We start from the raw sequence: 25,818 nt of genomic DNA on the forward strand, positions 1-25,818 counted from the left end.
GGCCGCCGGCCTTCGGGCCGGCGGCTTGTTTGGGAATTTAACTTAAGTTTTTAGTCTTGTATTAGCCGAGGAGAGGAGAAAGGGATGCTTCCAGAGCAGCACGATATTTTGTGGTCTTTTCTCACAATTATGTGCACCATCTTCGCTCTGTATGTGTTCAATTCCGTCATCCGGATTTGCCGGGTGAGAGAGGAAGTGAATGCAACGAAGTGGGGTGTGGTGTTTGGCGCATTTTTGTTGGTCATCTTTTTGATGACCGTGCACATGTACAGCCTGGTTCAGCGTGACCAGATGTTTTTCTTCTTCTTCAGACAGTTGCCGGTTGTTTTGCTCCTGCTCCTTGTTTGGGGATATTTCTTTAAAAGCGAAGATATCGAAAGCCAGTCCGAGCCTCTGATTCGTGCTGGCTATTTTTTCGCGGTCGTTTCCATTCTGCTGGCGGGTTACACCAACTGGTTGCCCCAGCAGCGCAGTGATCCTCCGCCCAAGGGTGGCGCCGTTATTACCGGCGAGATGACCATGGAGGAGTTTACTGAGCTGGGTCGCGTCATTGTTTTTGGTGCGAAGCAGGTGGCCGGCCAGAAAGCCATTGGTAAGGGCCAGTGCCCGCTGTGTCACACCTTCGATCCGGGTGACCACATGGGCCGTTGCCCGAACTTGTTCGGCGTTGAGGAACGAAGTCACACGCGGATCAAGGAAGACCGTTACCTGAACTCGCCCATTAAGATTGGTGAGAAGGATCAGGCTTCCGGTATTATCAAGGGTAAGCCTGACGAGATTCCCGAGGAGTATCGCCGCAGTGGCCCTTATGAGCTTAGCGGTGAGGACTACCTGCGTGAGTCTCTGATGTGTCCCTCCTGTTACGTGGTTGAAGGATTCGGTAAAGCGGGCGATACGGTCAGCCCGATGCCGGTCATTCACAAGCCGCCGATCAGCTTGAGTCGCATTGAGTTGAACGCGGTTGTTGCCTGGATGCAGTCCAAGGATACGCCTGGCGACTTTGCAAAAGTCACCATTCCCCTGCCTTCTCCGGAAGATCAGGCCGCCAAGGAAGAGAGTTCCGGTGGCGGTGAAGATGAGGAACGGCCTGTCTTTGTAACCGGCAACGAGCCGATCGAAGAGATCATCAATACGCTGGGTTGCCCGCTCTGCCACAAGATTCCGGGAATTCCGGGAGCGGTGGGTGAGCTGGGACCGCCTCTGTACGAAAAGGTCAATACCCCGAAACGTTTGAAGGACCCGAACTATAAGGGTAAAGCCAAGACGCCGCATGAGTACACTAAAGAGTCGATCCTCAACCCGAGTGCGTATGTCGTTTTTAATGAGGAAGCCGGCGAGCCGTATCCGGATGGCGTCATGCCTCAGGATTTCGGTCAGAAACTGTCGGTCCAGGCTCTCGATAAGTTGGTGGACTTTATTGCCAACACGGAACCTGAAGGTTAACCCTGGAGGATTTCAATGAATCAAGGTGTTAGAAACGTAGTAATAGGTTTGGTTTTATACGCCGTGGGCTGGGCGGTTTTCCATACCGCCCTGTTGCCCTGGTTTAAATCCGGGGAGTCCGGCTGGTTCCATTTGTTTATCCAGAACCGCTACTCCGGGTTCGGCATCCTCATGCTTTACTTTGTGGCCTTCAACCTCATTTTAAAGCTGAAGCCGCCGATGTTTATGAACGCTTGTGTCGTTTGGCTTTCGGGTTTGTACTTTTACAAATTCATTCTGTATCCGCCGATCCCCTGGACGTTGTTGATCACCTACATGATGCTGTGGACGATCGGTACGTTCTTGTATATCTCTCAGGATCCGAAAACGTTTACGGAATTTCGTCAGCCCATCGTTCACACCATCCTGGCTGAGACCAAAGGTTTCAAGATTGCCCGGATGATTGCATTCACGGCACTGCCCCTGCTTGTTGGTTTTGCCACCTACGACGGCCTTCTGCCGAAGTTTGAGGAGCCGGTAGAGTTGCGGACGGTCCATCCGGCACCGCCTGCCACCACCCGGGTTCATGGCAAAACCTATCAGTTGGAAGGGTTGACCAACCCTTACCGTATCGATGAACAGGATAACTATAAGGACAGTTTCCCGTTCCTGGATGCGGACAAGCAGGAGTACATGAAGTATGTGACCGAAGGTGGTACGGTATTCTTTCAGAACTGCCACTACTGCCACGGTGACCAATTGAACGGCTTGGGAATGTTCTCCCATGTTTTTAACCCGACTCCCGCCAACTTCGTCGACCCGGGAACCATCGCCATGTTGCGCGAATCGTTCCTGTTCTGGCGTGTTGCAAAGGGCGGACCTGGTTTGCCGAACGAATCCACTCCGTGGTCCTCGGCGATGCCGCCTTGGGAGGAACACCTCAACACCGAGGAAATCTGGAAAGTCATCCTGTTCGAATACTGGTACACCGGATGGCATCCACGTACGTTTGACGACGAATCCGCGGTTAAGGGTGGTGAGTAACCGTTCATTCAATGAATTGAAAATTCTAAGTTTTAAATATCTTTCATGAACGAGGAAAACATGATGAGCAATTCCAAAAAGATCGTTAGGCGCTGGCTGGTGGCGGCAGTAGCATTGGCCGTACTGAGCGTGCCTTCCATCCTTTTTGCTCAGGAGTACCGCAAGCCGGATCCGGTCCAGCAGGATAAGCTGGAACTCGGTAAGAAGGTTTATTTCAAGCGGTGCGTCTGGTGTCACGGGGTGGAAGGTGGCGGTGACGGTCCCTCGGCGGACCGGTTGTTCACCCGCCCGCGTAACTTCATCCAGGGTACTTTCAAGATCCGAACCACGGACTCGGGTGAGTTGCCGTTGGATGAAAACCTGATCAAAACCGTTAAAAATGGTTTGCCGGGTTCGGCTATGCCGGCCTGGGGTGAGGTTCTCAGTAATGAAGAAATCGTGTCTGTTGTCCAGTTCGTTAAAACGCTGGTTCAGGACCGTGACTTCAGCGGCGATTTCGAAGAACTCGCTGTTCAGAACTTCGGCACCATGCCATGGAACGTGAAGGAGCCTTACTACATCGGTGTTCCGCAGGAAGATATCGATGCCGGTAAGGAAATCTTCCAGAAGAACAAATGTTGGGAGTGTCACGGTGGTGAAGGCCGCGGTGACGGTAACCCGACGATGAAAGACGACTGGGGATTCCCGATCGTGGCCGCCGACTGGACGCAGTGCTGGAACTTCCGTGGTAGCCGCCGCAATCCCTATGATCCTTTCAACATCGTTCGCACGGTGTCCACGGGTTTGAATGGTACCCCGATGCCGAACTTTAAGGATCAGATCGCAGTCGAAGACCGCTGGAAGCTCGCGGCTTTCGTCAACTCTCTGTGCCCGCGGAAGAAAATTGACGCGCTGACAAACAAGCCGGTCAACGACTTCCTCATTGGCTCCAAGTACACGGAAGGCCCTGTCTCTACGGATTTCAACGATCCGATGTGGCAGGCTCCGGAGCATGACCCGCGGATCGTGAAACGCGCGGAGGATTATCAGGGCGACCAGAAATGGCATTACATTGCTCTGGCTGGTCAGATCACCCGTGGTAAGCGCAACTTCGACCCGATGGTAGACAACCTGTGGGTCATGTCGCGGTGGAGTGCTGAAGAGAAGGCTGTGTACTACCTGGTTGAGTACCATCAGCGATTTCTGGGCGACGATCCTGAGTTCCCGGAAGCTGTGGCCATTCAGTGGCCCGGCAAGCTGGAGGAGCTCTTCGGCGCGGAAAAACCGTACTTCATCTACGGCGATTCCAAAAAGCCGGTTGACATCTGGAAGGCCAAGTTCCTTCCGAAGAACTACTCCACCACCAATGCACCCAACCCCGATGGCTATGATCTTGACATCAGCGTCGTCGAGTTGGTCGGCAACGGTTTCGAGGATGTGAAGGAAAAAGAAACCCCCGGTGGTGTAGAAATTGTCAACGCCAAGTACCATCAGGGCCGAGTGAAAATCATGTTCAAACGCTCCCTGACCACCGAGAATCCGAACAAGACGGACGTTCAGATTCCGACCAAGGAGTTCATTCCGATCTCTTTCATGCAGTGGGCAGGTCGGGATAAAGAGCATGACGAGCATATGGCGATTTCGACTTGGGCTTACACCATTCTCGAGCCGCCTCTGCCCGCAGAGCGCATCTGGTTGCCGCCTGTCATGGCTGCCGTTTTCTTCGGCTTCCAGCTTTGGCTGGTGCGGATGACCAAACGGACCCGCCAGATGCACGCTGAAGGGAAAGCCAATTAATTCCCTTTAACGACGCAAAACCAGAAAGGCCCGCCGAAAGGCGGGCCTTTTTTTATTGTCTTTACAATTTCAAAAGCAAGATCGGTACTGTACTGGAGAAACTGGAGGGCCTGCGGATAAAAGGAGGGGGGAGGGCGGTCCGAATCAGGCGCTGATCTGTTCCAGATCCATATTGCCTTCGATGATTTCCCGCAAGGACAGTTCGTAGTAGCTTTTGGGGTTGTCGTATTCCGCCTCTTTCACCTCAATGGTGGGCTGGGCTCCTTTTTCCAACTGGTGGATGCGCTGGGCCACCAGGATGCAGAGCAGGTAACGGCTCTTCACCACATCGAGTGCTTTCTTTTCTAAAACAAGAATTTCGTCCATTCGGTTTCCTTACCTTTCAACGTTGCAAAAGTTAAATTTTAGAGAGTTCCCGCATCCCTGTCAAAGCTTTCCTGAGGACGGGGCTATTTTAAAGCTTCCCGGATGATTTTGAGGGTGGCGGCCACCATGTCTCCGCTGATGTGCCTGTGGGTCACCGCGCGGAACCAGCCGGCACCCATATGAAGAATACGGACGCCCCTGTCATCCAGATAATTCAGCAGGGCCTCGGATCCCATGTCGGGATGCTGGAGTTGGAAAAACAGGATGTTGGTATGGACCCGGTCGCAGTCGATCCGAATGCCCGGTGTCTCATGCAGGCCCAGTGCCAGTTTTTTTGCATTTTCGTGGTCCTCATTCAGACGTTCCGGGTGGTGGACCAAGGCCTCCAGTCCCGCCGCCGCAATGACCCCGGCCTGCCGCATGCCGCCACCGACCATCTTTCGCCACTTGCGGGCGCGGCCTATCCAGTCGGAAGGACCGCAGATCAGCGAGCCCACCGGTGCTGAGAGGCCCTTGGACAGGCTGAACATGACCGAATCGGCATCGCGGGTGAGATCCGAAGCCTTCACCCCCAGCGCCACGGCGGCGTTGAACAGCCGGGCTCCGTCGAGGTGCACCTTCAGCCCATGACGGTCCGCCAGAGCCCGCACTTCCTGCATGTATTCGGCGGTGAGGGGATAGCCGCCGCAGTAGTTGTGTGTGTTTTCCAGGCAGATCAGGCGCGTCGGCGGATAATGCACGTCTTCTTTGCGGATCGCCGCCTCCACCTCCTGCATGTCGAGTGTGCCGTCATCCCGATTCGCTACGGGATGGGGATGGATGCCCCCCAGGGCCGAGGGACCGCCCACTTCGTTGATGAAAATGTGACTGCGGCGGCCGAGGATGATTTCGTCGCCGCGCTGGCAGTGTGTGAGCAGGCTCACCAGGTTGCCCATGGTGCCGCTCGGCACGAACAAGGCCGCTTCCTTGCCGGTTGTTTCCGCCGCCATATCCTGCAGGCGGTGCACGGTGGGGTCTTCGTCGAACACGTCGTCGCCCACCTCGGCTTCCGCCGCCGCACGGCGCATGGCGTCGGTGGGGTGGGTCAGGGTGTCACTGCGGTAGTCGATGATCTGCATGGGTCAATCCTGTTTTTTTTCGGAACGGAATCGCTTGATGCGGTAATACACCAGAGACAAAAGGAAGACCGGCACGGCAAACCCGCCGAGGATGATCCGCCGGGCCAGGGTGGGGGAGAACTCCAGCGCCACCAGCAGGCGGTATTGCTGGGTCACCACCAACGCCAGCACGACCGCGACGATCAGCATATACCCCATGCGTTTTGACCCTTTGCCTCCGGGGAACACCATCGAGTGCGCGATGAAGTTCAATCCCAGAAACAACAGGCCGTTGAGAAACATGAGGTAAACGATGAAGTTCTGCGTGTCGGTCAGCAACGGGTGGTGGGTCCTGAGTCGTTGGTCTTGATTTATTTTATCCGTTCCCTCCGGCAGATCAAAGCCCTTTGCCGCGTCCTCCCCTCACAGTGTCCGAAATGACACACAAAAAAAGCCCCGGGTTTGCCCCGGGGCCAGAATGTTCTAAGAGACCGCCTCAAACCGGCATCAGAAGTGAATCAGGGTGTTGAAAGCCACTGTATCCTGATGCTGGGTTCCCGTCCCCGTCCGGGTTTCGAACACGCTCAGGTTGGACTCGTCGTGCCGGTACTCCAAGCGGACCACCATATTTTGCAGGATGCGGAATTCCGGGGTGATGGTGAACTCGCGCAGGCTGTTGTTGACGGCGCCCAGGCGGAAACCGTCCTGATCGCGAAACCATGCCGAGCGCACATTGAGCGAAAACCATCTGTTGAAGTCGTAGCGCACGATTCCCGCCACGCCCCACCAGGCCGCTGTGCCGGCACCGGGCCCGGAGTTTTCTTCGGAACCATAATCCGCGTTCAATTGAACGGCCAGTTGGTCGGTGATGCCGATGTCGATAACCGTATCGAAGATGTTACGCCAGTTGTCGTTGCCGGCATCGGTGCCCAGTGTGCCCTGGTTGCCGCCCACGTAGTTGAACAGGATGCTGATGTTTTCGAAGGGAGCGTAGCCGATCTGCGCGCCGAAGGATTTGTCGGAGTTGTTGTCGGTGGTGCCTGCTTCCTCCCAGTTGTTGGCGATCATGAACATGACGCTCCACTGTTCGTTGATGTCGTAGGAAGCGCGGATGCCCGTATGCGTGAAGGGAATGCCCCAGCCGAAGACAAAGGTGCGCGAAAAGTTCGTATTGTAACCGTCGTATCCATCAAACACCTCCGCCCCGACGTGGGTGACGAACTTGCCCACATCGACTTTCAGGCCCTTGCCGATAGGCGCGTTCCAGGTGACGTAGGACTGCTGGAGGTCGAAGTCATCATCCGCGGTGGACAATCCCGGCGTGCCCCCGGCGACCGCCGAACTGCGCAGGCGCTGGGCGCCTTCCGGCAGGCTGAAACCGAAGGTCAGGTCGAAACGAAACCCGATGTCCCCCTTGTCATCGGCCTGCTTCAGAAACACCAGCTCGGTGTTGTCCAGTTTGAAGCTGTTGTCGTCCTGATCGAAGATGCGGACGCAGGCGGTGAGCGGCGCGACGCCGCAGTTGGTCTGCGACAGGGGCCGGTTGAAATTGTAGCTGTATGAAGATGAGACGAAACCGTGGACCTCGACATCTTCCAGCAGTTTGAATACATTGGAACCGGCATGCGCCCCGGTGGTGATGGTTATCAATGAAAATGCCAGCCCCACAGCCAGCAATCGAAATTTGCCTTTCATCACTCCCCCTTGGTTGCCTGAGAAGGCATGGATAAAGTTACCGCGCCGTACCGGATCCTCCCACCCGGTACGGCTGCGGCATCCTGATTGACCCATTTTTCCGGTCCCTCAGACCGGAATCCCTCATTTCAAAATGTCAAACGAGGTTGTAGCCCGACTCTCCGTGTTGCGTGGCGTCGAGGCCGATTTCCTCGTCTTCCTCATCCACCCGGAACCCGACCATCTTGTCCACCACCATCACCAGACCGTAGGTGACGATGAAGGAATAAAGCGCCGCCGCGGCGACGCCGATGATCTGCACGCCGACCTGCTTCAGATTGCCGTCCAGAAGTCCGGTTCCTCCATGTGTGACGAACAGGCCCGTAGCCAGGGCGCCCCAGGCGCCCCCAACGCCATGGATGCCGAACACGTCCAGGGAATCGTCGATGCCTTTTTTGTGCTTCATGATGACCGCCATATAGCAGAGCATGCCGGCGACCACACCGATGACCATCGCCCACATGGGAGAGACGAAGCCCGCCGCCGGCGTGATGGCCACCAGTCCCGCGACGATGCCTGAGGCCGCGCCCAGTGCGCTCGGTTTTCCGGATTTCATCTGCTCCGCAACCAGCCATCCCAGCATGCCCGCCCCGGTGGCGACCTGGGTGTTGGTGAAGGCCAGAACGGCGTTCTGATCGGCCGCCAAGGCGCTTCCCGCATTGAAACCGAACCAGCCGAACCACAAGAGGCCCGCGCCCAGAAGAACCAGGGGCAGGTTGTGCGGAATCATCATGGGACCGGGAAACCCGCGGCGCTTTTTCAGGTACAACGCCGCCGCCAGCCCCGCGACGCCGGAAGAAATGTGCACCACCGTGCCGCCAGCGAAATCCAGAGCGCCCAGTTCACCCAGCCAGCCGCCACCCCACACCCAGTGGCAGATGGGGTCGTACACCAGAGTGGACCAGATAAAAATAAAGATGACGTAGGCTTTGAAAGACACCCGCTCGGCGATGCCGCCGCTGATCAGGGCGACGGTGATGATGGCGAACATCAACTGAAACATGCTGAACAGGTAATCCGGGATGGTGCCGTTCAGGGTGTTCACATCAGTGTCGTTAAGGAATACTTTGTCGAAGTTCCCTATCAATCCTCCGATGTCACCGCCAAACGAAAGCGAATACCCGATCAGGACCCATTGAATGGTAATCACTCCGAGGGGAATGAAACTGTGCATGATGGTGCTCAGTACGTTTTTACGCCGCACCATGCCGCCGTAGAACAGAGCCAGTCCCGGAAGCATCAGCATGACCAGCGCAGAGGACACGAGGATCCAGGCCGTGTCCGCTCCATTTAGCTGGGGGGCCTCCTCTGCATAGGCAGGGAGGACCGACCACAACCCGAATCCGATCGCAAAAACCACGTATTGGAAAAATCGACCCATCTTTTAGTCCTTTATTTATTGAAGGAGTCGCCCCCGCACCGGGGAGGCGGAATCGGCGCACCTGCGGCACGAAATAACAGGACTTAATCAAAACCTGTACCCATAACAGGCTGGAAGAACAAATAATTGGAAAAAAACCGGTAAGCGGTTTTAATTGAAAGAGTTGGGTGGAGTGGGTCACAGGGTTAAAAAGATAAAGGAGGTCCGTTCGGCGAAAAACGCGGGTCCAGGGGTGCTGGTTTTTGGGGACGTTTTCACCGAGGGTGCTGAAAAAATAATCATAAATTCATTCAAGTCTCTCCCGTTTTTACCGTGAAAGAACTAGGAGGAAAACCGCTTGAAGAAGGCCGCCCTGCGCCACGGAAGTCAATTGCTTGACGTAAATCGTCATTATTCGGGCGAGACCATTTGGCGATGCATTGATTGTGCTTTTATAACTCGTTATAATTAAGTAAGTTAACGTTCCGGTGGGACGGATGGGATGTTGGCACAGTCTTTGCTCCTTATATTTCGAATTTGAAACGCGTTTGCCGTAGTTCCCAATAACCGGGAGGAAGGTGCATGGCTCAGCAGGAAACTCAGGAAGGTGTCGATCAGATTATTGAAGAGGTTCCCAGGCGCGGTGTGAGCCGGGGGTTTCTGCTCACTCTTCTGTTGATCGCGGGACTGGCGGTGGGCGGTTATTTTGCGTTTTTGAACTTCATACAGCCGCAAATGGAAGCCAACCAACAGGGCAAGCCGCTGGAGGTGCCGGGTTCCAAGTTCGCTGAAAAGGAACCCCGGGAAATGGGGGTGATGTATCCTCTGGAGCCGTTTCTCATCAACCTCGCCCGTAGCAACGGCAAGCAGTACCTGAAAGTCAGCCTGACTCTGGAGCTCAGCTCCCCGGAGGTGCGCCCGGAGGTCAAGGCCAACGAATTTAAGATTGTGGATTCCATCCTGCTCCTGCTCAGCAGTAAAACGCGGGAGGATGTCATCTCTCTGCAGGGCAAGTTCAAGTTGAAGGACGAGATCGCCACCCGGGTGAACCGGTTCCTGGTGATGGGCCACGTCAAGGACGTCTATTTCTCGGAATTCATCGTTCAATAATGGATTTTGAGCGTGTATATTGGATAGAAGGCCCAATGGGCCCCGATTCCGGCAATGATTTTACCAGGCTCTGAATATGGCACAGGTATTATCCAAAGGTGAAGTCGATGCGCTTCTTCGCGGTGTCAGCGAAAACCAGATCGAGGTGGAAGCGGACATCACCGAAGAGGAAAAGGGGGTCGTTCCGTACGACCTGACCAGCCAGGAAAAGATCATCCGGGGCCGCCTGCCGACCCTGGAAATCATCAACCAGTTCTTTTCCCGCCTGTTCCGCAACTCCTTTTCGGGCATGATGCGGCGCTCCGCCGACGTCAGCACGGTGTCCACCGATTCGCTGAAGTTCGGCGACTTTCTGCGTTCTCTGCCGGTTCCATCGAGTTTGCATGTGTTCCGCATGGAGCCTCTGCGCGGATTCGGGCTGGTGGTCATGGAAAGCAGCCTGGTGTTCGCGCTGGTGGACAACTTCTTCGGCGGAAACGGTTCTTCCGAGATGAAGAACACGGGCCGGGACTTCACGTCCATCGAGATGCGCATGACGCGCAACGTCATCCAGCAGGCGTTGGAAGACTGGGCTAATGCGTGGAAGCCGGTGCACCGGGTCAAAACCTCTTATGTGCGCTCCGAGGTCAACCCGCAGTTCGCGGCCATCGTGCCGCCCACGGACGTGGTGTTGATCATCGTGTTTGATATCGAAATGGAGCGCGCCTCCGGCACCATCACCATCTGCCTGCCGTACACGGCGATCGAGCCGGTTCTGCCGAAATTGAAAGCGAACTTCCAGAGCGAGCGGATGGAGGCCGACAAGGTCTGGATCCGCCGCCTGCGCGAAGAGCTGATGCAGACCGATGTTGAATGCGTGGTGGAGCTGGGGAAAACCATCATGACGCCTCGCAAACTGCTCCAGTTGCGGGTGGGTGACACCCTCATGCTTGGCAACGATGTTTCCGATCCGCTGACGGTCAAGGTGGAGGGCATCAAGAAGTACATGGGCCACCCCGGCGTCTCCCGGGGCATGAAGGCCGTACAGATTTCCAAAATCATTGAAAGGGAAGAGTGACCTATGGCTGAATTCGATGACAATGAACTGGGCGCACTGGACGACCTGGACAAGTTCGAGGATTTCGAATTCGACAAGGAAGGCGAAGAAGGGGAAGGCGAGGGCGAGAGAACCAAACGGGACTCGCGGCTGGACCTCATTCTCGACATTCCGCTCACGGTGACAGTCGAATTGGGACGCTCGAAGATGCTGATCCACGACCTGCTTCAGCTCGGGCAGGGCTCGGTGATCGAGCTCACCAAAATGGTGGGCGAACCCCTCGAAGTGCTGGTCAACGACAAACTGGTAGCGCGCGGCGAGGTCGTCGTGGTCAACGAGAAGTTTGGCGTGCGGCTGACCGACATCGTCTCTCCCATGGAGCGTGTGCAGTCTTTGGGCTGACGCTCTCCGACCGCCAAAATTCCCGCCCGGTTTCCAAAGCCGGAGGGCCCACGCCCCCGTCCGGCCGGGTGAACCTCTTTCTCCCTCCGGTTCCGTGAGATCTCCCTCTCAACGGCAATACCTTCAAAACCCCTTTGTTTGTAACGGGTTTTGCATGGCCCCCTCATAACACACTGAAAATCAAGACGTTTTATTCCATCACGGTACGGCCTTTGCAATTTTAGGGATGGACCCGATGTCTGTCGGGTTTTTTGACACGGTCAATCCTTAAGATGGGAAGGCGTTATGGAGTGCAAACGGTTTGGCTTGGCATGGGTGCTGGTGCTCAATCTGCTGGTTGCAGGTACGGCCTGGGCTCTGCCGCTGACGGAATACAACAAGCTTCGCGATGTGATGGTGCGGGAGACGGAAGAGGGGCTCCACATCCAGCTCCAGTTCCGGCAACCGCCCGACAATTACCAGACACCGGTGTTTTTCCAGAATTCGGTGCAGGTCGATGTGCCCTTCGCCTACCTGGCTCCGGCCAAACAGTACTTCCCGACGGGCGATGACGAAATCCGCCAGGTGTATGCATCCCAGTACAACAAGGAACTGCTTCGCATCCGTTTCATCCTGGGTGAATCGCGGGAAGAGTTTCAGAAACGGTTTCAGATCACTCGTAACGGAAACAATATCGATGTCCTCGTGCGCCGGGCGGCGGGCGCTTTAAAACAATCCAATCCTCTGCCGTCTTCCAAATTAACGGAAGACCCCTTAAATGATTTTCTGGCTTCGGGGCCTTCTCACACCACGACTCCCAAAACGAAATCGCAACCCGTGGTGAATGGAACGGGAGCGGGAACCGGTCCTGAATCTGCCGATCCGTTCATGGAACTGCTGACGAAAACCAAAACCGAACCGGTGGAAAAGAAGACGCCTTCCACCACCCAGCCGAAAAAAGAAACGCTGTCGGAGATGGTGGGCACTGCATTTCGCAAGGATAAAAACGAAAAGACCGCGCCCGAATCCAAGGGCATTCCGACAAAAGAAAGCGGCACGGCATTGCAGAAAAAAGAAGCGTCAGATGGACCGGATATCTTCTCCGCCGGACTCAAAATGTTTTACACGCTCGCCCTCGTGCTGGGGCTGATGTTCCTGTTGTTCCACGTGTTCAAAAGATACGTTTGGAAGAACGGCGTGTTCGGTAGTGAGAACAAACCGATCAAAGTATTGTCCACGGGATTTCTCGGACCGAAGAAAAGCATCGCGCTGGTCGAGGTGGCGGGCGAGGTGCTGGTGCTCGGCATCGCCAACGAGAACATTTCCCTGCTGGCGAATGTGGAGGACCCGGACCAGATCGACCGCATCAAGGGCGGCGCACATACGCCAACATCACGCATTCGCCGGAAAGATCCGGCCAGTGTAAAGGCACCCGCTCCTTCCACCACGGCAGAAGAGGAATCCATGGAGGCAGAAGAGGATGTCCCGGTTACGGCCACGGTCACTGCCGAACCACCGAAACCCCCGGTGCCGCCGCACAAGCGCGTGGATGCCTACGAGCGGGTGGTGAAGCAGTCCAAAACCACCAATCCGTTTCCCGACTTCGTGAAGCAGTTTGCGGAAGACAAAAATGAAAGCGACGGTGCGGATTCGGTGAAAGGGCTGGAGCAACGTTTGAAAAAAACTTTGAAGGATAGTTCGGATCAATGATGCGCAAACTTTTGCTCACATTCATCGGCGTGCTGGCCCTCACCGCATTCTTCGCGGCAGGCCCGGTGTCGGACGCAGAGGCGATCCCCATGCCCAGCATCCAGGTGGGCGTGGAGGACACGGAAGAACCGGAAGCGATGTCCACCGCTCTCCAGATTCTGGCCCTGCTCACCATCCTCACGCTGGCGCCTTCGATCCTCATCCTCATGACGTCGTTTTCCCGCATTGTCATCGTGTTGTCGTTTCTTCGTCAGGCGATGGGCACCCAGCAGACGCCGCCGACGCAGGTATTGGTTGGCCTGGCGCTCTTTCTGACGTTTTTTGTGATGAGCCCGGTGCTGACGCAGATCAACAGCGAAGCGTTACAACCGTATCTGAGTGAGCAAATAACGCAAACCGAAGCGCTGGCGCGGGCGCAGGCGCCGATCAAGGGATTCATGTTGCGCCAGACGCGCAACAAGGATCTCGACCTGTTTCTCAATATCTCGCAGGACGAACGCCCCGACACGGCGGAAGAGGTGAGCATGGCCGTAGTGGTGCCGGCGTTCGTCATCAGCGAATTGAAAACCGCGTTTCAGATCGGATTCCTCATCTACATCCCGTTTCTCATTCTCGACATGGTGGTGGCCAGCATCCTGCTTTCCATGGGCATGATGATGTTGCCGCCGGTGTTGATTTCGCTTCCATTCAAACTGATGTTGTTTGTCATGGTGGACGGCTGGCACCTGACGGTGGGATCGCTGGTTAAAAGTTTTTTCTAACGAGGCATTGCGATGACCGAACAGTTCATCATCGATTTCGGAATGAATTCCATCAAGACGACGCTCCTGCTCTCCGCGCCGATGCTGGGTTTCGGTCTGCTCACGGGCCTTGTGGTTTCCATCTTTCAGGCGGTGACTTCGATTCAGGAACTCACGCTGACCTTCATACCCAAAATCCTCGCGGTGTTCCTGGCGATGTTTCTGTTTTTTCCCTGGCTTTTGCAGATCATCATCGGTTTCACCGAAAACATCCTTGCTAACTTTCCGTCTCTGATCGGCTGATGGACCTGTTCAATCTGTCTTACGCGGATTTCGAACGGTTCCTGTTTGTCCTGTTCCGGGTGGGGGCGTTCATCGTTTTCGTTCCCTTCTTTGGAAGCCCGCAGTTTCCCGCCCGGCTGAAGACCGGCCTCATCCTGCTTCTCAGCGTCAGCCTGTATCCGCTAATTCCGGAAGGCGCCATCGCCCAGCCGAAAGGGCTTCTCGGCCTGTCGGTCATGCTGTTCTCGGAGATGCTGGTCGGGTTCTCCATCGCCTATGTCATGCGTATGATCTTCACGGCGGTGCAGATTGCGGGAACGCTTGTGGATTTCCAGATGGGGTTCGGCGTGGTCAACGTCATCGATCCGCAAACGCAGTCGCAGGTATCCATCACCGCGCAGTTCCAGAACATCTTTGCGATGTTCCTGTTCCTCGCGCTCAACGGGCATCACCTGACCATCCACGCCCTGCTGGAAAGCTTCGAGATGATCAACCCCGAGCAGTTTGCGTTTTCCGCATCGACGGCAGAATTTATTTTGCAGGTATTTACCGCGACGTTTGTGGTGGCGATCAAGATCGCCGCGCCGGTGATGGTGATCCTGTTTTTCATCAGCGTCGGCCTGGGGCTGGTTGCGCGCACGGTGCCGCAGATGAACGTGTTCATCGTCGCGTTTCCTTTGCAGATCGGGGTGGGGCTCCTCATGGTCGGCCTCACGTTTTCGTTTTTCACCGTTCTGTTCAAAAAGCAGATTGCCGAATTGCCATTCTGGGTGCTGGGCCTCATGCAGACTTATTGACGGAAGACCGTCCGCGGATAAGCGGAGGAAAAAGGCATGGACGAAGAGAATAAAGATCAGAAAACAGAAGAGCCCTCAGCGAAACGAATCCAGGACGCACAGGAGCGGGGCAACTTCGCGCACAGCCGGGAGTTGACTTCCGCCTTCATCCTCATGATGGCGATTCTCGCGTTCACTCTCGGCGGTTCCTTCGTCACCAAGAAAATGATGGCCACCTGGCACAACCTCATCAGCCAGGCGCACACGGTGGAGCCGACCATCCCCGCCATGCGGGAGTTGCTCGCGTGGATCGTGCAGAACGTGCTCACCATTTTGAGTCCCATTCTGCTTTCCATCATGGTGGGCGGCATTGTCATCAACCTCATGCAGACGGGCGGACTCAAATTCTCCGGCCATCCGCTGATTCCCAAGTTCAACAAGCTGAATCCCATCAGTGGCACCCAGCGCATGTTCTCCATGGTGGCGTTGATGGAACTGTTCAAGTCGCTGTTCAAAGTCACGCTCATCTCGCTCATCGCGTTTTTCACGATCAAAAGTCATTTTTCGGAAATCCCGGCGATGACAGACTTCGGTGTCGGGCAGATATTGACTTTCATGGGCCGTGTCGGGCTGGAGATCATGATCCAGGTTTTGCTGGCGCTCATCGTGCTGGCGTTCATCGACTACCTGTTCCAGCGCTTCACCTACATGAAGAACCTGCGCATGACCAAGCAGGAGGTGAAGGATGAGCGCAAGGACACGGAGGGCAGTCCGCAGGTCAAGCAACGCATCCGCAGTGTGCAGTTGGAGATGATGCGCCGCCGCATGATGGCCGCCGTGCCGGAAGCGGACGTGGTGGTCACCAACCCGACTCACTACTCCATTGCCATCAAATATGACCGCAACCGCCACGATGCGCCGGTGGTGGTGGCCAAGGGCATGGGGCCGGTGGCGCTTCGCATCCGCGAGATCGCCCGCGAAAACGACGTGCCGCTGGTGGAGGATAAACCGCTGGCGCGCCTGTTGTACAAGACCGTGGACATCGGCCAGTACATCCCAGCGGAGCTTTACCGCGCCGTGGCGGAAATTCTGGCATACGTGTACCGGTTGAAGGGAATCAAAATGGTATAGATATTGCTAAATATTTGTTTTGATGTGTTTTGGAACGGTTCCAAAGCGCGTTCCGTGACCCGGCCCGCAGGATAACTTATTATGAATAAAGGGTTCCGGGGACGCTCCTCGCAGGTGCGAACGGCGTCAAAATTTTGAAAGGATGACCGGCTTCATGGCCACGCAGACCCAGGTTCAGGCAATCATGGCATCGCGCCCGAGAGAAATCGGCATCGCTCTCGGCATGATTTCCGTGCTGGTGGTGATGGTGATTCCCATCCCCACGTTCCTGCTTGACCTTCTGTTGTCGTTCAGCCTCACCTTTTCGCTGGTCATCCTGCTAGTCTCCATCTTCATGATTTCGGCGCTGGACTTTTCCGTGTTTCCATCGCTTCTCCTGATGGTCACGCTGGTCCGGCTGTCGCTCAATGTCGCTTCGACGCGCATCATTCTTCTGCACGGCGACGAAGGCCCGCACGCGGCGGGGCAGGTCATCGAGTCGTTCGGTTCGTTCGTGGTTGGTGGCAATTACGTCGTCGGCGCAGTCATCTTCATCATCCTCGTTCTCATCAATTTCATCGTCATCACCAAGGGTTCGGTGCGCACGTCGGAAGTGGCGGCCCGGTTCACGTTGGACGCCATCCCCGGTAAGCAGATGAGCATCGACGCGGACCTGAACGCGGGACTCATCACCGAAGAGGAGGCGCGCACCCGGCGGCGCAATCTCGAACGGGAAGCGGATTTTTACGGCGCGATGGACGGTGCCATCCGCTTCGTGCGGGGAGATGCGGTGGCGGGCATCCTCATCACGCTGATCAATGTCATCGGCGGATTCGCCATCGGTGTGTTTCAGCAGGACATGGCCGTTGGGGAAGCCGCACGGGTGTATACGCTGCTGACCATCGGCGACGGCCTGGTCACGCAATTGCCCGCGCTCGTCGTTTCCACCGCGGCGGGCCTGGTGGTGACGCGCGCCACGACGGAGCGCAACCTGCCCGCAGAGCTCATCCAGCAGGTGGTAAAAAATCCGGCGGCATTTTCCATTTCTTCCTTCGTGCTGTTCTTCTTCGGTCTCATTCCCGGTCTGCCGCACATTCCGTTCTTCTTTCTTGCGGCGGCGACGGGATACATCAGCTACCGTTTGTACCAGGAGAGGTTGAAGCAGGAGGCTGTGGAGCGCCAGCGCATCGAAGAAGTGCAGAGCGCACCGGTTCCGGAAAAGGTGGAATCCATTCTGCCGCTCGACGTGATGGAACTCGAGGTCGGTTACGAGTTGATTCCGCTGGTGGACGCCAACCGCAACGGCGAACTGCTCGACCGGATCAAGTCCATCCGCCGTCAGTTTGCGCTGGAGATGGGTTTTATCGTGCCACCTTTGCACATCCGTGACAACCTGCAACTCAAATCCAGCGATTACGCGGTGTTGATCAAGGGAGTCGAGGTGGTGCGCGGCTCGGTGATGATGGGCCGTTTGCTGGCGATGAATCCCGGACAGGTTGAAAAGGAAATCGAGGGGGTTCACACCAAGGAGCCGACGTTCGGTCTGCCCGCGGTTTGGATTCAGGCGCGCGCCAAGCAGGAGGCGCAGATGGCGGGCTACACCGTGGTCGACCCGGCGACGGTCATCACCACCCACATCAAGGAAACCATCAAGCGCTATTCGGCGGAACTGCTGGGCCGGCAGGAAACGCAGGCGCTCATCGACAAGTTCAAGGAATCCAATCCGAAGGTGATCGAGGAGCTGATCCCCAACCTGATGAATCTCGGCAAGGTGCAGAAGGTTCTGCAGAACCTTCTGCGCGAGCAGATTTCCATCCGCGACCTGCGCACCATTCTGGAAACCCTTGCGGATTACGCGCCGAAGGTGGACGATCCGGATTTGCTTACCGAATACGTGCGCCAGGCGATGGCGCGGCCGATCACCAAGCAGTACGCGGGCGAAGGCGAAACGCTATCGGTCATCACCTTCGACCGCAACATCGAAGACGCGATCCAGCAGTCGATCCAGCGCACGGAGTTGACATCCTTTCTCGCGCTGGACCCGACGGTGGCGGAACAGATTTTGAGACGACTCAAAGATGCCGTGGAGGCGGTGCTGCCTATGGTTGAAACGACGCCCATTTTGTTGACCTCCCCCGCCATCCGCATGCACGTGCGACGGTTGACGGAACGGTTCATCCCGGACCTCGTGGTGCTGTCGCACAATGAGATCATGTCCACGGCGCAAATCAAAACCCTGAGAGTGGTGACGCTCAATGCGAATTAAAAAAATACTGGCGAACAGTTATCCCGAAGCGCTGACGCGCGTGAAAGAAGAACTGGGCGAGGACGCCCTGGTGCTCAAGACCCGTTCGATCAAGTTTGGCCAGGAAGGAGGGGGCCAGGGCGCCTCCATGGTGGAGATCACTGCCGCCATGGAGGACGCTTCGCATTCGGCCAATGTGCTGACGGTGGCGGAAGAACCGGAAGCCAACGCCCCTGCATCCCTTGGTGGAGGCCAGACGTTTTTGAGCTCGGAGACTGGAGACCGCGAACTGCGGTCCCTGATCTACACCCTGTTGTCGCAAACCGACCGGGCGAAATCCATGGGGCTCCATTCCGAACAGCTTCACACCTATCAGCATCTCGTCGAGCGCGGTATCGAGGAGCGTTTGGCGGCAGGCGTTTTTGAGATGCTGAACCGGCAATCCCCGGAAACGGCTGTGGACATGAACCGGGTGGCGAAGCACGTCGGCGATGCCTTCCGCTTTGCCGGACCGATTCAACTCGATACCATCGGGCCCAAAATCGTGGCGCTGTTGGGGCCGACCGGCTCCGGCAAGACCACCACCACGGCGAAGCTCGCCGCACGGTTCGCTTTGCTGGAACGCAAGAAGGTGGTGCTGGTGTCGCTCGATACGTTCCGTCTGGGCGCGTTGGAGCAGTTGCAGATTTACGGCGACCTCATGCGCGTGCCGGTGGAGATGGCTACGGACCGCAACGAGTTTCTTCAAATTCTCAATCGTCACCAGGATGCGGACCTGATCCTCATCGACACCATGGGACGCAACCCGCGCGACGAGCAGTATGTGAGCGAGTTGAAGCAGATTTTCAGCGCCGCGCCGAACCTGGAAACGCACCTGGTGCAGAGCGCCACCGCACAGGAAAGCGTGTTCGAGCATTCCCTGAAACAATTTCAACCGGTGGGTGTGGACCGCATTGTATTGACCAAGATAGACGAGGGCATGCAGTTCGGGCATGTGTATAACATCGCGGCGCGGCACTCCGTTCCATTTTCGTATTTTACAAATGGTCAGCGGGTGCCGGAGGATATTGAAGTGGCCGCGCGCGACGGGGTAATTCGTTTGATTTTTGGCTGAAATCATCTTAAATTAAAAAGGCTAACCTATGGTTTTTTCAGGCCTAACCGAAAAAACGGGCCGCCAGGCCAACACCTTGAGGCGCATCATGCAAAACGATTCCAACAAACTCCCTCCCAAAGTTCTCGCCATCAGCAGCGGAAAGGGCGGCGTCGGAAAAACCAACGTGGTGGCCAATGTGGCGTGCGCGCTGTCGCGTAAAGGCAAAAAGGTGTTGATCTTCGACGCGGATATGGGGCTGAACAACATCGACATTCTGCTCGGACTTGCGTCGCCGTTTCACATCGGCCACGTGTTTGCCGGCGAGAAGAAAATCGAGGACGTGCTGGTGGACGGGCCGCGCGGCATCAAGGTGCTTCCGGCGAGCAACGGCTGGCAGGAGTTGACCCTGTTGGACTCGGAAAAGAAACTGCTGTTGATGGAAGAACTCGACCGCATCAGCGGCGATTTTGATTTTCTTCTGTTCGACACCGGCGCGGGCATATCTTCCAACGTGACGTATTTCTGCAGTGCGGCGCACGATATTTTGCTGGTCGCCACCACGGAACCGACTTCGCATACGGACGTGTATGCACTGATGAAAGTGCTGTTTCAGCAACACCGGCAGAAACGCTTCCGTCTCATCGTCAACGCGGTTAAAAACGAGCGCGAGGCGTTGGGAGTATACAAGCGTCTGTCTTCCGTGCTGGACCGGTTCCTGGGTGGCGTGACCCTGGAATACATGGGATACATTGTGCACGATGTCAATGTATCCAAGGCGGTGCGCCAGCAGAGACCGTTTGTGGACCTGTACCCGCATTCCAAGGTCAGTCAGTGCATCGACCTGGTAACGCAACGGATTCTCATGGAGCGCGACAGGTTTTCTCCTGACTCCGATCGGCCCTTTGCGTGGAGGAGTGTACTGCAGATATGATGACCCCGTTCCAGGCAAGAAAAGCCGCATTGGTGTTCGCCGTGTTTGCATTCATCATACTGTCCATCGGCAGTTGGGTGTCGGGTGCGCGCGTATGGGCGGCGGTGTTGCGGGGGATCGAAGGGTTCCTGCTGTTTGGTGCGTTCGCCTGGGCGGTGTGTTCTTTACTGGCGACCAGCGAGCCACAGGATAAAAAGAAGAAAAGGAAAAATTCCAAAAAGGGACAAAACCTGGATCAAACGGTGTGAAGGATGAGTGACTATGGCAGGTAAACCGCAACCGGCACAAGAGATTTCCATCTCTCCGGAGAATACGGAGCAGATCATTCTGGAGTATTCTCCGATGATCAAGTACGTGGCCAACCGGATCGCCATGCGGCTTCCTTCCCATATTGAGGTGGATGATCTCATCAGCGTCGGCGTCCTGGGTTTGATCGACGCCATCGAGAAGTACGACCCCAACCGCGGCGCAAAATTCAAAACCTATGCGGAGTTCCGCGTGCGCGGTTCCATACTCGACGAACTGCGCAATCTCGACTGGGTGCCGAGGTCGGTTCGACAGAAGGCGTCGGAGATGGACGCACTCACCAACCGTCTGCAGGGTAAATTCGGCCGGCCGCCGGAAGACGAAGAAATCGCCGAAGAGATGGGTGTCAGCATGGAAGAGTTCTTCACGGCGATGAACGAGACCCGCAGTGTTCCCATCCTCAGCCTTGAAGATTTGGGCATCAACAAGGAAACCGGGGAACAGCAGAACCTGCTCGATTGCCTGATGGGCGACGTGGAAGCCGACCCGCAAACCCAGATCCGCCTCAATGAACTGAAAAAAATCATCGCCGAAGCCATCGACGCCCTGCCGGAAAAAGAACGGCTTATGATCTCGCTCTATTATTATGAAGAACTGACGATGAAGGAAATCGGAGAGGTGCTCAGCATCACCGAGTCGCGCGTGTCACAGATTCATTCCAAAGCGGTCTTCCGGCTGAGGACCAAACTGAAATCCATCCTGGCTGACGAGGTGTGAGGCATGAAACTCATCCCCAAGATTCCTTTTTCGTATCCGGAAATTGCATTGCTGGTGTTGCGCGTTTCGGTAGGCACCGTGTTTGTGTATCACGGTTCGCTGAAGTTGTTCGGGCCGGGAGGCGTGAACGGGTTTGCCAACGTTTTGGGGCAACTGGGTGTGCCCTCGCCGCTCATCAACGCCTGGCTGGCCACGCTCGCCGAGTTTCTGGGAGGAATGGCGTTGATCTTCGGTGTGTACGCGCGGTGGGCAGCCCTGCCTTTGATCTTCGTCATGCTGGTTGCCATCCTCACCGTTACCGGGTCGAAGGGGTTCGACATTCAGAATAACGGTTATGAGTACAACTTCATCCTCATCGCGGCGCTCGCCGCCATCTTTCTCACCCGTTCGGAGAAATGGCACATCAAGCAGTGACGGTGCCGTTCCTTCCCTTTTAAAATAACCTGGTCAGTAAACGGGCAGGTGCCGTTCTTCCGGCGGGCGCGACTTCCATCTTCTGTGGAACCACATCCACGGTTCCGGATAGTCGCGGATGATCTCTTCCAACACTTTTTCGCACTGCTCGGTCCAGCGGAAAATGTCCGCTTCCTTGTCATCCGTTTTTTCCAGCTTCAACGGCGGCTTGTACACAATCTTGTAGCGTCCTTTGCCGATAGGAATGCTGAAGATGGGCAGGATGGGCGCACCAGTGCTGTAACTGAGTGCGGCTAACGACCGCGCCGTTGCCGCTTTCTTCCCGAAAAAATCGACAAACAACGCGTGATCCCCGCCGTTCTGGTCCATCAGCACCGTGATGCTGCTTTTTTCCTTGATTGCGCGCACGATGCGGATGAGCGACGTGTCCTTGTGCAGGATGCGGTTGCCTGAAGTCAGCCGCATGTCCATGAAGAACTTTTCCAGGTAAGGGTTGTCCAGCCGCCTGGCCACGGCGTAGTGTTGGGTGGTGTTCAGGAATCCGTGGTACAGGCCGAGGATTTCCCAATTGCCGTAGTGTGCCATCAGCACGAGAAACCCGACATTTCCGTTTTCGCACTGGTCCAGGTATTCACGGCCTTCCACTTCCATGCCGATCAATTGATGCACGCGGTTTTCTGTGTCGCGGCTGACCCAAATGCATTGCAGGGCGGACAAGATCATCTGCCGCATGGAGGCTTTGATAATACGGTCCTTTTCGTCCGGGGACTTGCTGTCGCCGAAGGCGATGTCGAGATTGATGCGCGCGATGCGCCGACGCTTGCGAGACACGCAGAACAAGAGCCCTGCAATCAATCCCGACAACCGGTACAGCGTGGTGGGAGAAAGGCTCATGATGATGCCCGCCACGGGACGAAACAGGGCGTATTCGATGCGGTAGCGGATTCTTCTGGAAAGTGTGTTACGGGAACTCAACCTTGATTCTCTATTTTTTGAACAGGCAATGCGAACATGCAGACCTTGACAGGGGTCAGGCCGTTTCCGCAACGGCCTGCGCGATGGCGTACATGTTGTCGTGGGACATCGATATGTGGATGTCCTTCAACTTGAGGGCATCGCAAATCTCGCGGCACTTGCCGGTGATGTTCAGCGCGGGTTGCCCCGATTCATGGTTCAGGATTTCCAGGTCGCGCCAAGTGATGCCCCCGGCCATCCCCGTGCCGATCGATTTCAGGATTGCCTCCTTGGCGGCAAACCGCGCGGCAAAATGCTTGAACGGTTCCGGGCGGGAGCGGCAGTATTCGATCTCGCGCGGTGTGAACACACGCTGTTCGAACCGTTCCGCATGTTTTTCCATGGATTTTTGAATCCGGGAAATCTGAATGATGTCAACACCTGTACCGTGGATCATGAGCGACCTGAATAAGTTCTAATAATTATAGGACAGGTCCGGAGAAATGATAAGCCTGTTTTGCCGTGCGGTCAGGCCAACGGCGTGCCGAGTGCGGCTTCGATATCGGCGCGGGACACGGCGCCTTCGCGCACGATGACCGGCGGCGATACCGTGACGTCCAGGACGGTCGAGGGCGCGCCGCCGGGGGCGGGGCCGGCATCGATGATCCAGTCGATGGCACTGCCGATCGACTGGTTCACGTCGTCGGCGTTGAGCGGGTTGTCCGTCTCGCTTTTGTTGGCGCTGGGCGCGGTGAGGGGGTGACCCAGATCGTGCACCAGTTGACGCGCGATCGCCGAGTCCGGCAGGCGAATGCCGATCTTGCCCGTTCCCGCGGTCAGTGCTTTGGGAATGTCGTCGCGGGCCGGGAACAGCAGCGTCAACGGCCCGGGCCAGAACGCGTCCATCGCTTTTTCCGCAAGCTCCGGCACCTCTACCGTCCAGTCTTTCAACCGTTCACGGTCGTCGATGAGGATCAGGATGGGCTTGCCCGCTGGACGTTCCTTGATGGTGAAAATCTTTTCCACGGCGTCGGCGTTGCCGGGGTCCACGCCCAACCCGTAAAACGTGTCGGTCGGGAACGCGATGGAGCCGCCCTCCGCCAGTGACCGTTTGATGGGCGTGATGACCGCCTGAAGCGTCTGCGGAAACTGCGGGTCAACTTGAAGACGATTCGCCATACGGTGTCTTCAGGTTTTTGCTTTTGCGTTCGACCTGCTTGGCCTGGTCCTTTTTGTATTTCAACAGTTGTTTGGCGAGATCATTGTCCTCGATCGCGAGGATCTGCACCGCAAGCAGTCCGGCGTTCTTCGCCCCCGCCTTGCCGATGGCCATGGTGGCGACGGGAATGCCGCCCGGCATCTGCGCCGTGGACAGCAGGGAGTCGAGGCCCTGCAGGACGGAGGTGATGGGCACGCCGATCACCGGCAGGGTGGATTCCGCCGCGATGACACCCGCCAGGTGCGCCGCGCCGCCCGCGCCCGCGATGAACACGCGGATGCCGCGTTTCTTCGCGCCGTTGACATAATCGCGCGTGCGTTCGGGAGAACGGTGCGCGGAGGAAACCAGGATTTCGTGATTCACTCCGAACTGTTCGAGGACCTTGCTCGCTTCTTCCATCGTGGTGAAGTCGGAGTCGCTTCCCATCAGAATGCCGACACGCGGCAGATTTTTCTTCTTTTTGGTAGCCACAGTTAGAATCCTTAAATATGCAAACGGGATCGCGCCCATTCAACGGAACGGGTGCGGGAAATTAAATTGAAGTCCTGCGTTTATAGCAAGATTCCCGCGGCAGTTCAAGAGGGCGGGGAGGGCGGGTCATTTTGGCTCTATGGGCTCGAAATCCTCCGCCGGAATGGGCCCGCGTTTGCGCCTTCCGTGCTTGATTTCCGGAATCAGCATGACGGTGGCGAGGATCATCATGCTGAACGAAATGAGGCCGATGTTCACCGGTCCGACCAGATTGACCATCCAGAATCCGAGCATGGGGCCGATGGTGCCGCGCACTCCGGTCAACCCGACGTGAACCGACATGTACGCCGCCACCTTTCCCGGCGGGGCGTATTTGGTGACCCACAAGCTCCACGCGATGGTGCCGCCGCCGAAAGCCATGCCGATGAACGCCGAGGCGATGGCGATGAGATACGGGTCCTTCGTCAGGAAAAACAGACCGACGCCGATGGCGAACAGCAGGTTCAGAATCATGCGCAGGACGATGAAATTCATTTTGTCGAACAGCCGCGCCAGAAACGGCGTGGACAGGGCGCGCATGAGGTCCGGGATGACGGTGATGATGAGCGCCACGAACAGGGCGGAGCCTTCGATGCCGTATTTGCTGGAGGTGATGTAATCCACACGCAAGGGCAGGGTCCACAGGTTGGCGAAACCCATGATGAACCATGTCAGCAAAACGTAACCGAAGTTGCGGTCTTCGAACACCAGCTTCAGGTTGCCGAGCGGATTTTTGTGTTCGCCGTTTTCGATGATGCCGGAAGGCATGGCGTACACGACGCAGGCTTTGCCGAGGGCTGCCACCCCGAGCGTTGCCAGGATCCACCGGTAGTTGTCGAGGTCCGCGTCCATGGCGGCGGAACCGAGGAATCCTGCAACCACCGAGACCAGCACCAGCGCCAGCACCGAGCGGGAAAAATACATGCCACGCCGGTCTTCGGGGTAATTGTCGTTGTAGATGGCGGTGAGAAACGGCACCAGGCTGGTGAGCGCCATGAACGCCAGCACCAGGCACACGGTGTACGCGGCCAGCGTGTCGGCGAACGCCGCGGCGAACAGCATCACGCCGCACACGGCGGCGGGCAGGGAGCCCAGCACGGATTTGCGGAAACCCGTCTTCGACGCATAGTGCACGAATAATAGTGATACCAGCATGCCGATGAACGGTGCGGAACCGATGAGCGCCTTGGACGTGTCTCCCGCCTGAAACACGCGAATGGCGATGAACAGGCCGAACGTCTGCGTGCCGGAGGTGAGAATGCCGCGGAACACGCCGCGGGCGAGATCCAGCCGGAACGTCCGGCGGGTGCGGGTTTCCGCATCCAGCGGGGCGCTGGTGTCCTCGGACCAGAGAGCGCGAAATCCGAACAAAGTAACTCCTTGCGAAGCCGTGGGATTGTGATGGAATGCACTGCTCTTTGGAAAAGATGTTCCCAGGGAGGCGGTGTCAATCGGTTGTTTAAAAGACTAAAACACTTCGCG

Annotated in this window: 27 protein-coding genes; 17 read left to right on the plus strand and 10 right to left on the minus strand. The window is 56.6% G+C overall.

Translation table 11 applies throughout. From position 1 onward, the window contains the following. Nucleotides 1-84: 84 nt before the first annotated feature. From J2S31_RS05930 to J2S31_RS05940, 3 genes are read left to right on the plus strand one after another with little or no spacing between them, the layout of a single operon-like run. A complete protein-coding gene (locus tag J2S31_RS05930; protein WP_237098145.1) occupies nucleotides 85-1,443 on the plus strand; it encodes a cytochrome C in 1,359 nt (452 codons plus the stop codon). A 15-nt stretch (nucleotides 1,444-1,458) separates the two neighbouring features. Then, on the plus strand, nucleotides 1,459-2,466 hold the full coding sequence (locus tag J2S31_RS05935; RefSeq protein WP_237098146.1) for a c-type cytochrome: 1,008 nt from the start codon (nucleotides 1,459-1,461) through the stop codon (nucleotides 2,464-2,466). A gap of 45 nt (nucleotides 2,467-2,511) precedes the next feature. After that, nucleotides 2,512-4,242 (plus strand): c-type cytochrome, encoded by a 1,731-nt coding sequence (locus tag J2S31_RS05940; RefSeq protein ID WP_237098147.1) that lies wholly within the window; start codon nucleotides 2,512-2,514, stop codon nucleotides 4,240-4,242. Between the two features lie 144 nt (nucleotides 4,243-4,386). Here the strand turns inward: J2S31_RS05940 and J2S31_RS05945 are convergent, their stop codons facing one another. From J2S31_RS05945 to J2S31_RS05965, 5 genes are all read right to left on the minus strand, one after another. After that, nucleotides 4,387-4,608 (minus strand): DNA-directed RNA polymerase subunit omega, encoded by a 222-nt coding sequence (locus tag J2S31_RS05945; protein WP_237098148.1) that lies wholly within the window; start codon nucleotides 4,606-4,608, stop codon nucleotides 4,387-4,389. Nucleotides 4,609-4,691: 83 nt separating this feature from the next. After that, nucleotides 4,692-5,726: a low-specificity L-threonine aldolase gene (gene ltaE, locus J2S31_RS05950; RefSeq protein WP_237098149.1), complete on the minus strand. Its 1,035-nt coding sequence runs from the start codon at nucleotides 5,724-5,726 to the stop codon at nucleotides 4,692-4,694. Nucleotides 5,727-5,729: 3 nt separating this feature from the next. After that, nucleotides 5,730-6,044: a hypothetical protein gene (locus tag J2S31_RS05955; protein WP_237098150.1), complete on the minus strand. Its 315-nt coding sequence runs from the start codon at nucleotides 6,042-6,044 to the stop codon at nucleotides 5,730-5,732. Between the two features lie 168 nt (nucleotides 6,045-6,212). Continuing rightward, complete coding sequence (locus J2S31_RS05960) at nucleotides 6,213-7,400, minus strand: porin (protein WP_237098151.1); 1,188 nt, start codon at nucleotides 7,398-7,400, stop codon at nucleotides 6,213-6,215. 136 nt (nucleotides 7,401-7,536) lie between these two features. Beyond that, on the minus strand, nucleotides 7,537-8,820 hold the full coding sequence (locus J2S31_RS05965) for an ammonium transporter (RefSeq protein WP_237098152.1): 1,284 nt from the start codon (nucleotides 8,818-8,820) through the stop codon (nucleotides 7,537-7,539). A 561-nt stretch (nucleotides 8,821-9,381) separates the two neighbouring features. On the opposite strand from J2S31_RS05965, the gene J2S31_RS05970 reads away from it, so the two are divergent. The 14 genes from J2S31_RS05970 to J2S31_RS06035 all read left to right on the plus strand — a co-directional run bounded on the left by J2S31_RS05970 (nucleotide 9,382) and on the right by J2S31_RS06035 (nucleotide 21,653). Continuing rightward, nucleotides 9,382-9,909, plus strand: a complete 528-nt coding sequence (locus tag J2S31_RS05970) for a flagellar basal body-associated FliL family protein (RefSeq protein ID WP_237098153.1) — start codon at nucleotides 9,382-9,384, stop codon at nucleotides 9,907-9,909. A 76-nt stretch (nucleotides 9,910-9,985) separates the two neighbouring features. After that, nucleotides 9,986-10,966, plus strand: coding sequence for a flagellar motor switch protein FliM (fliM, locus tag J2S31_RS05975; RefSeq protein WP_237098154.1), 981 nt, complete (start codon nucleotides 9,986-9,988; stop codon nucleotides 10,964-10,966). A 3-nt stretch (nucleotides 10,967-10,969) separates the two neighbouring features. Further along, nucleotides 10,970-11,347 carry a flagellar motor switch protein FliN gene (gene fliN, locus J2S31_RS05980; protein WP_237098155.1) on the plus strand — a complete coding sequence of 126 codons (378 nt, stop codon included), beginning with the start codon at nucleotides 10,970-10,972 and terminating at the stop codon, nucleotides 11,345-11,347. Nucleotides 11,348-11,632: 285 nt separating this feature from the next. Continuing rightward, entirely contained in the window at nucleotides 11,633-13,036 is a 1,404-nt protein-coding gene (gene fliO, locus J2S31_RS05985; RefSeq protein ID WP_237098156.1) for a flagellar biosynthetic protein FliO, read from the plus strand. After that, nucleotides 13,036-13,797: a flagellar type III secretion system pore protein FliP gene (gene fliP, locus J2S31_RS05990; protein ID WP_371831646.1), complete on the plus strand. Its 762-nt coding sequence runs from the start codon at nucleotides 13,036-13,038 to the stop codon at nucleotides 13,795-13,797. The genes fliO and fliP overlap by 1 nt, the downstream gene beginning before the upstream one ends. Nucleotides 13,798-13,809: 12 nt before the next feature. After that, the gene (fliQ, locus tag J2S31_RS05995; RefSeq protein ID WP_237098158.1) at nucleotides 13,810-14,079 is read left to right on the plus strand and encodes a flagellar biosynthesis protein FliQ; all 270 of its coding nucleotides are present in this window, start codon (nucleotides 13,810-13,812) and stop codon (nucleotides 14,077-14,079) included. Then, nucleotides 14,079-14,855, plus strand: coding sequence for a flagellar biosynthetic protein FliR (gene fliR / locus J2S31_RS06000; protein WP_237098159.1), 777 nt, complete (start codon nucleotides 14,079-14,081; stop codon nucleotides 14,853-14,855). Before fliQ ends, fliR begins: the two co-directional genes overlap by 1 nt. 36 nt (nucleotides 14,856-14,891) lie before the next feature. Beyond that, nucleotides 14,892-15,965, plus strand: a complete 1,074-nt coding sequence (flhB, locus tag J2S31_RS06005; RefSeq protein WP_237098160.1) for a flagellar biosynthesis protein FlhB — start codon at nucleotides 14,892-14,894, stop codon at nucleotides 15,963-15,965. Between the two features lie 184 nt (nucleotides 15,966-16,149). After that, a complete protein-coding gene (flhA, locus tag J2S31_RS06010) occupies nucleotides 16,150-18,210 on the plus strand; it encodes a flagellar biosynthesis protein FlhA (protein ID WP_371831647.1) in 2,061 nt (686 codons plus the stop codon). After that, entirely contained in the window at nucleotides 18,200-19,303 is a 1,104-nt protein-coding gene (gene flhF, locus J2S31_RS06015; protein ID WP_237098162.1) for a flagellar biosynthesis protein FlhF, read from the plus strand. The genes flhA and flhF overlap by 11 nt, the downstream gene beginning before the upstream one ends. Before the next feature lie 88 nt (nucleotides 19,304-19,391). Further along, nucleotides 19,392-20,216 carry a MinD/ParA family protein gene (locus J2S31_RS06020; RefSeq protein WP_237098163.1) on the plus strand — a complete coding sequence of 275 codons (825 nt, stop codon included), beginning with the start codon at nucleotides 19,392-19,394 and terminating at the stop codon, nucleotides 20,214-20,216. Then, complete coding sequence (locus J2S31_RS06025) at nucleotides 20,213-20,464, plus strand: hypothetical protein (protein WP_237098164.1); 252 nt, start codon at nucleotides 20,213-20,215, stop codon at nucleotides 20,462-20,464. Before J2S31_RS06020 ends, J2S31_RS06025 begins: the two co-directional genes overlap by 4 nt. A gap of 13 nt (nucleotides 20,465-20,477) precedes the next feature. After that, nucleotides 20,478-21,239, plus strand: a complete 762-nt coding sequence (locus J2S31_RS06030) for a FliA/WhiG family RNA polymerase sigma factor (RefSeq protein WP_237098165.1) — start codon at nucleotides 20,478-20,480, stop codon at nucleotides 21,237-21,239. Nucleotides 21,240-21,242: 3 nt separating this feature from the next. Beyond that, nucleotides 21,243-21,653 (plus strand): DoxX family protein, encoded by a 411-nt coding sequence (locus J2S31_RS06035; protein WP_237098166.1) that lies wholly within the window; start codon nucleotides 21,243-21,245, stop codon nucleotides 21,651-21,653. A gap of 33 nt (nucleotides 21,654-21,686) precedes the next feature. On the opposite strand, the gene J2S31_RS06040 is transcribed toward J2S31_RS06035, so the two are convergent. The 5 genes from J2S31_RS06040 to J2S31_RS06060 all read right to left on the minus strand — a co-directional run bounded on the left by J2S31_RS06040 (nucleotide 21,687) and on the right by J2S31_RS06060 (nucleotide 25,707). Continuing rightward, complete coding sequence (locus J2S31_RS06040) at nucleotides 21,687-22,628, minus strand: lysophospholipid acyltransferase family protein (protein WP_237098167.1); 942 nt, start codon at nucleotides 22,626-22,628, stop codon at nucleotides 21,687-21,689. 55 nt (nucleotides 22,629-22,683) lie between these two features. Then, the gene (gene acpS, locus J2S31_RS06045; RefSeq protein WP_272908612.1) at nucleotides 22,684-23,064 is read right to left on the minus strand and encodes a holo-ACP synthase; all 381 of its coding nucleotides are present in this window, start codon (nucleotides 23,062-23,064) and stop codon (nucleotides 22,684-22,686) included. Between the two features lie 71 nt (nucleotides 23,065-23,135). Continuing rightward, a complete protein-coding gene (locus tag J2S31_RS06050; protein ID WP_237098169.1) occupies nucleotides 23,136-23,786 on the minus strand; it encodes an L-threonylcarbamoyladenylate synthase in 651 nt (216 codons plus the stop codon). Then, nucleotides 23,764-24,297, minus strand: coding sequence for a 5-(carboxyamino)imidazole ribonucleotide mutase (gene purE / locus J2S31_RS06055; protein WP_336886594.1), 534 nt, complete (start codon nucleotides 24,295-24,297; stop codon nucleotides 23,764-23,766). The genes J2S31_RS06050 and purE overlap by 23 nt, the downstream gene beginning before the upstream one ends. A gap of 126 nt (nucleotides 24,298-24,423) precedes the next feature. Continuing rightward, nucleotides 24,424-25,707, minus strand: a complete 1,284-nt coding sequence (locus J2S31_RS06060) for an MFS transporter (RefSeq protein ID WP_237098170.1) — start codon at nucleotides 25,705-25,707, stop codon at nucleotides 24,424-24,426. Nucleotides 25,708-25,818: the final 111 nt, after the last annotated feature.

The organism is Nitrospina gracilis Nb-211, from assembly GCF_021845525.1.
Taxonomy (GTDB): Bacteria; Nitrospinota; Nitrospinia; order Nitrospinales; family Nitrospinaceae; genus Nitrospina; species Nitrospina gracilis_A.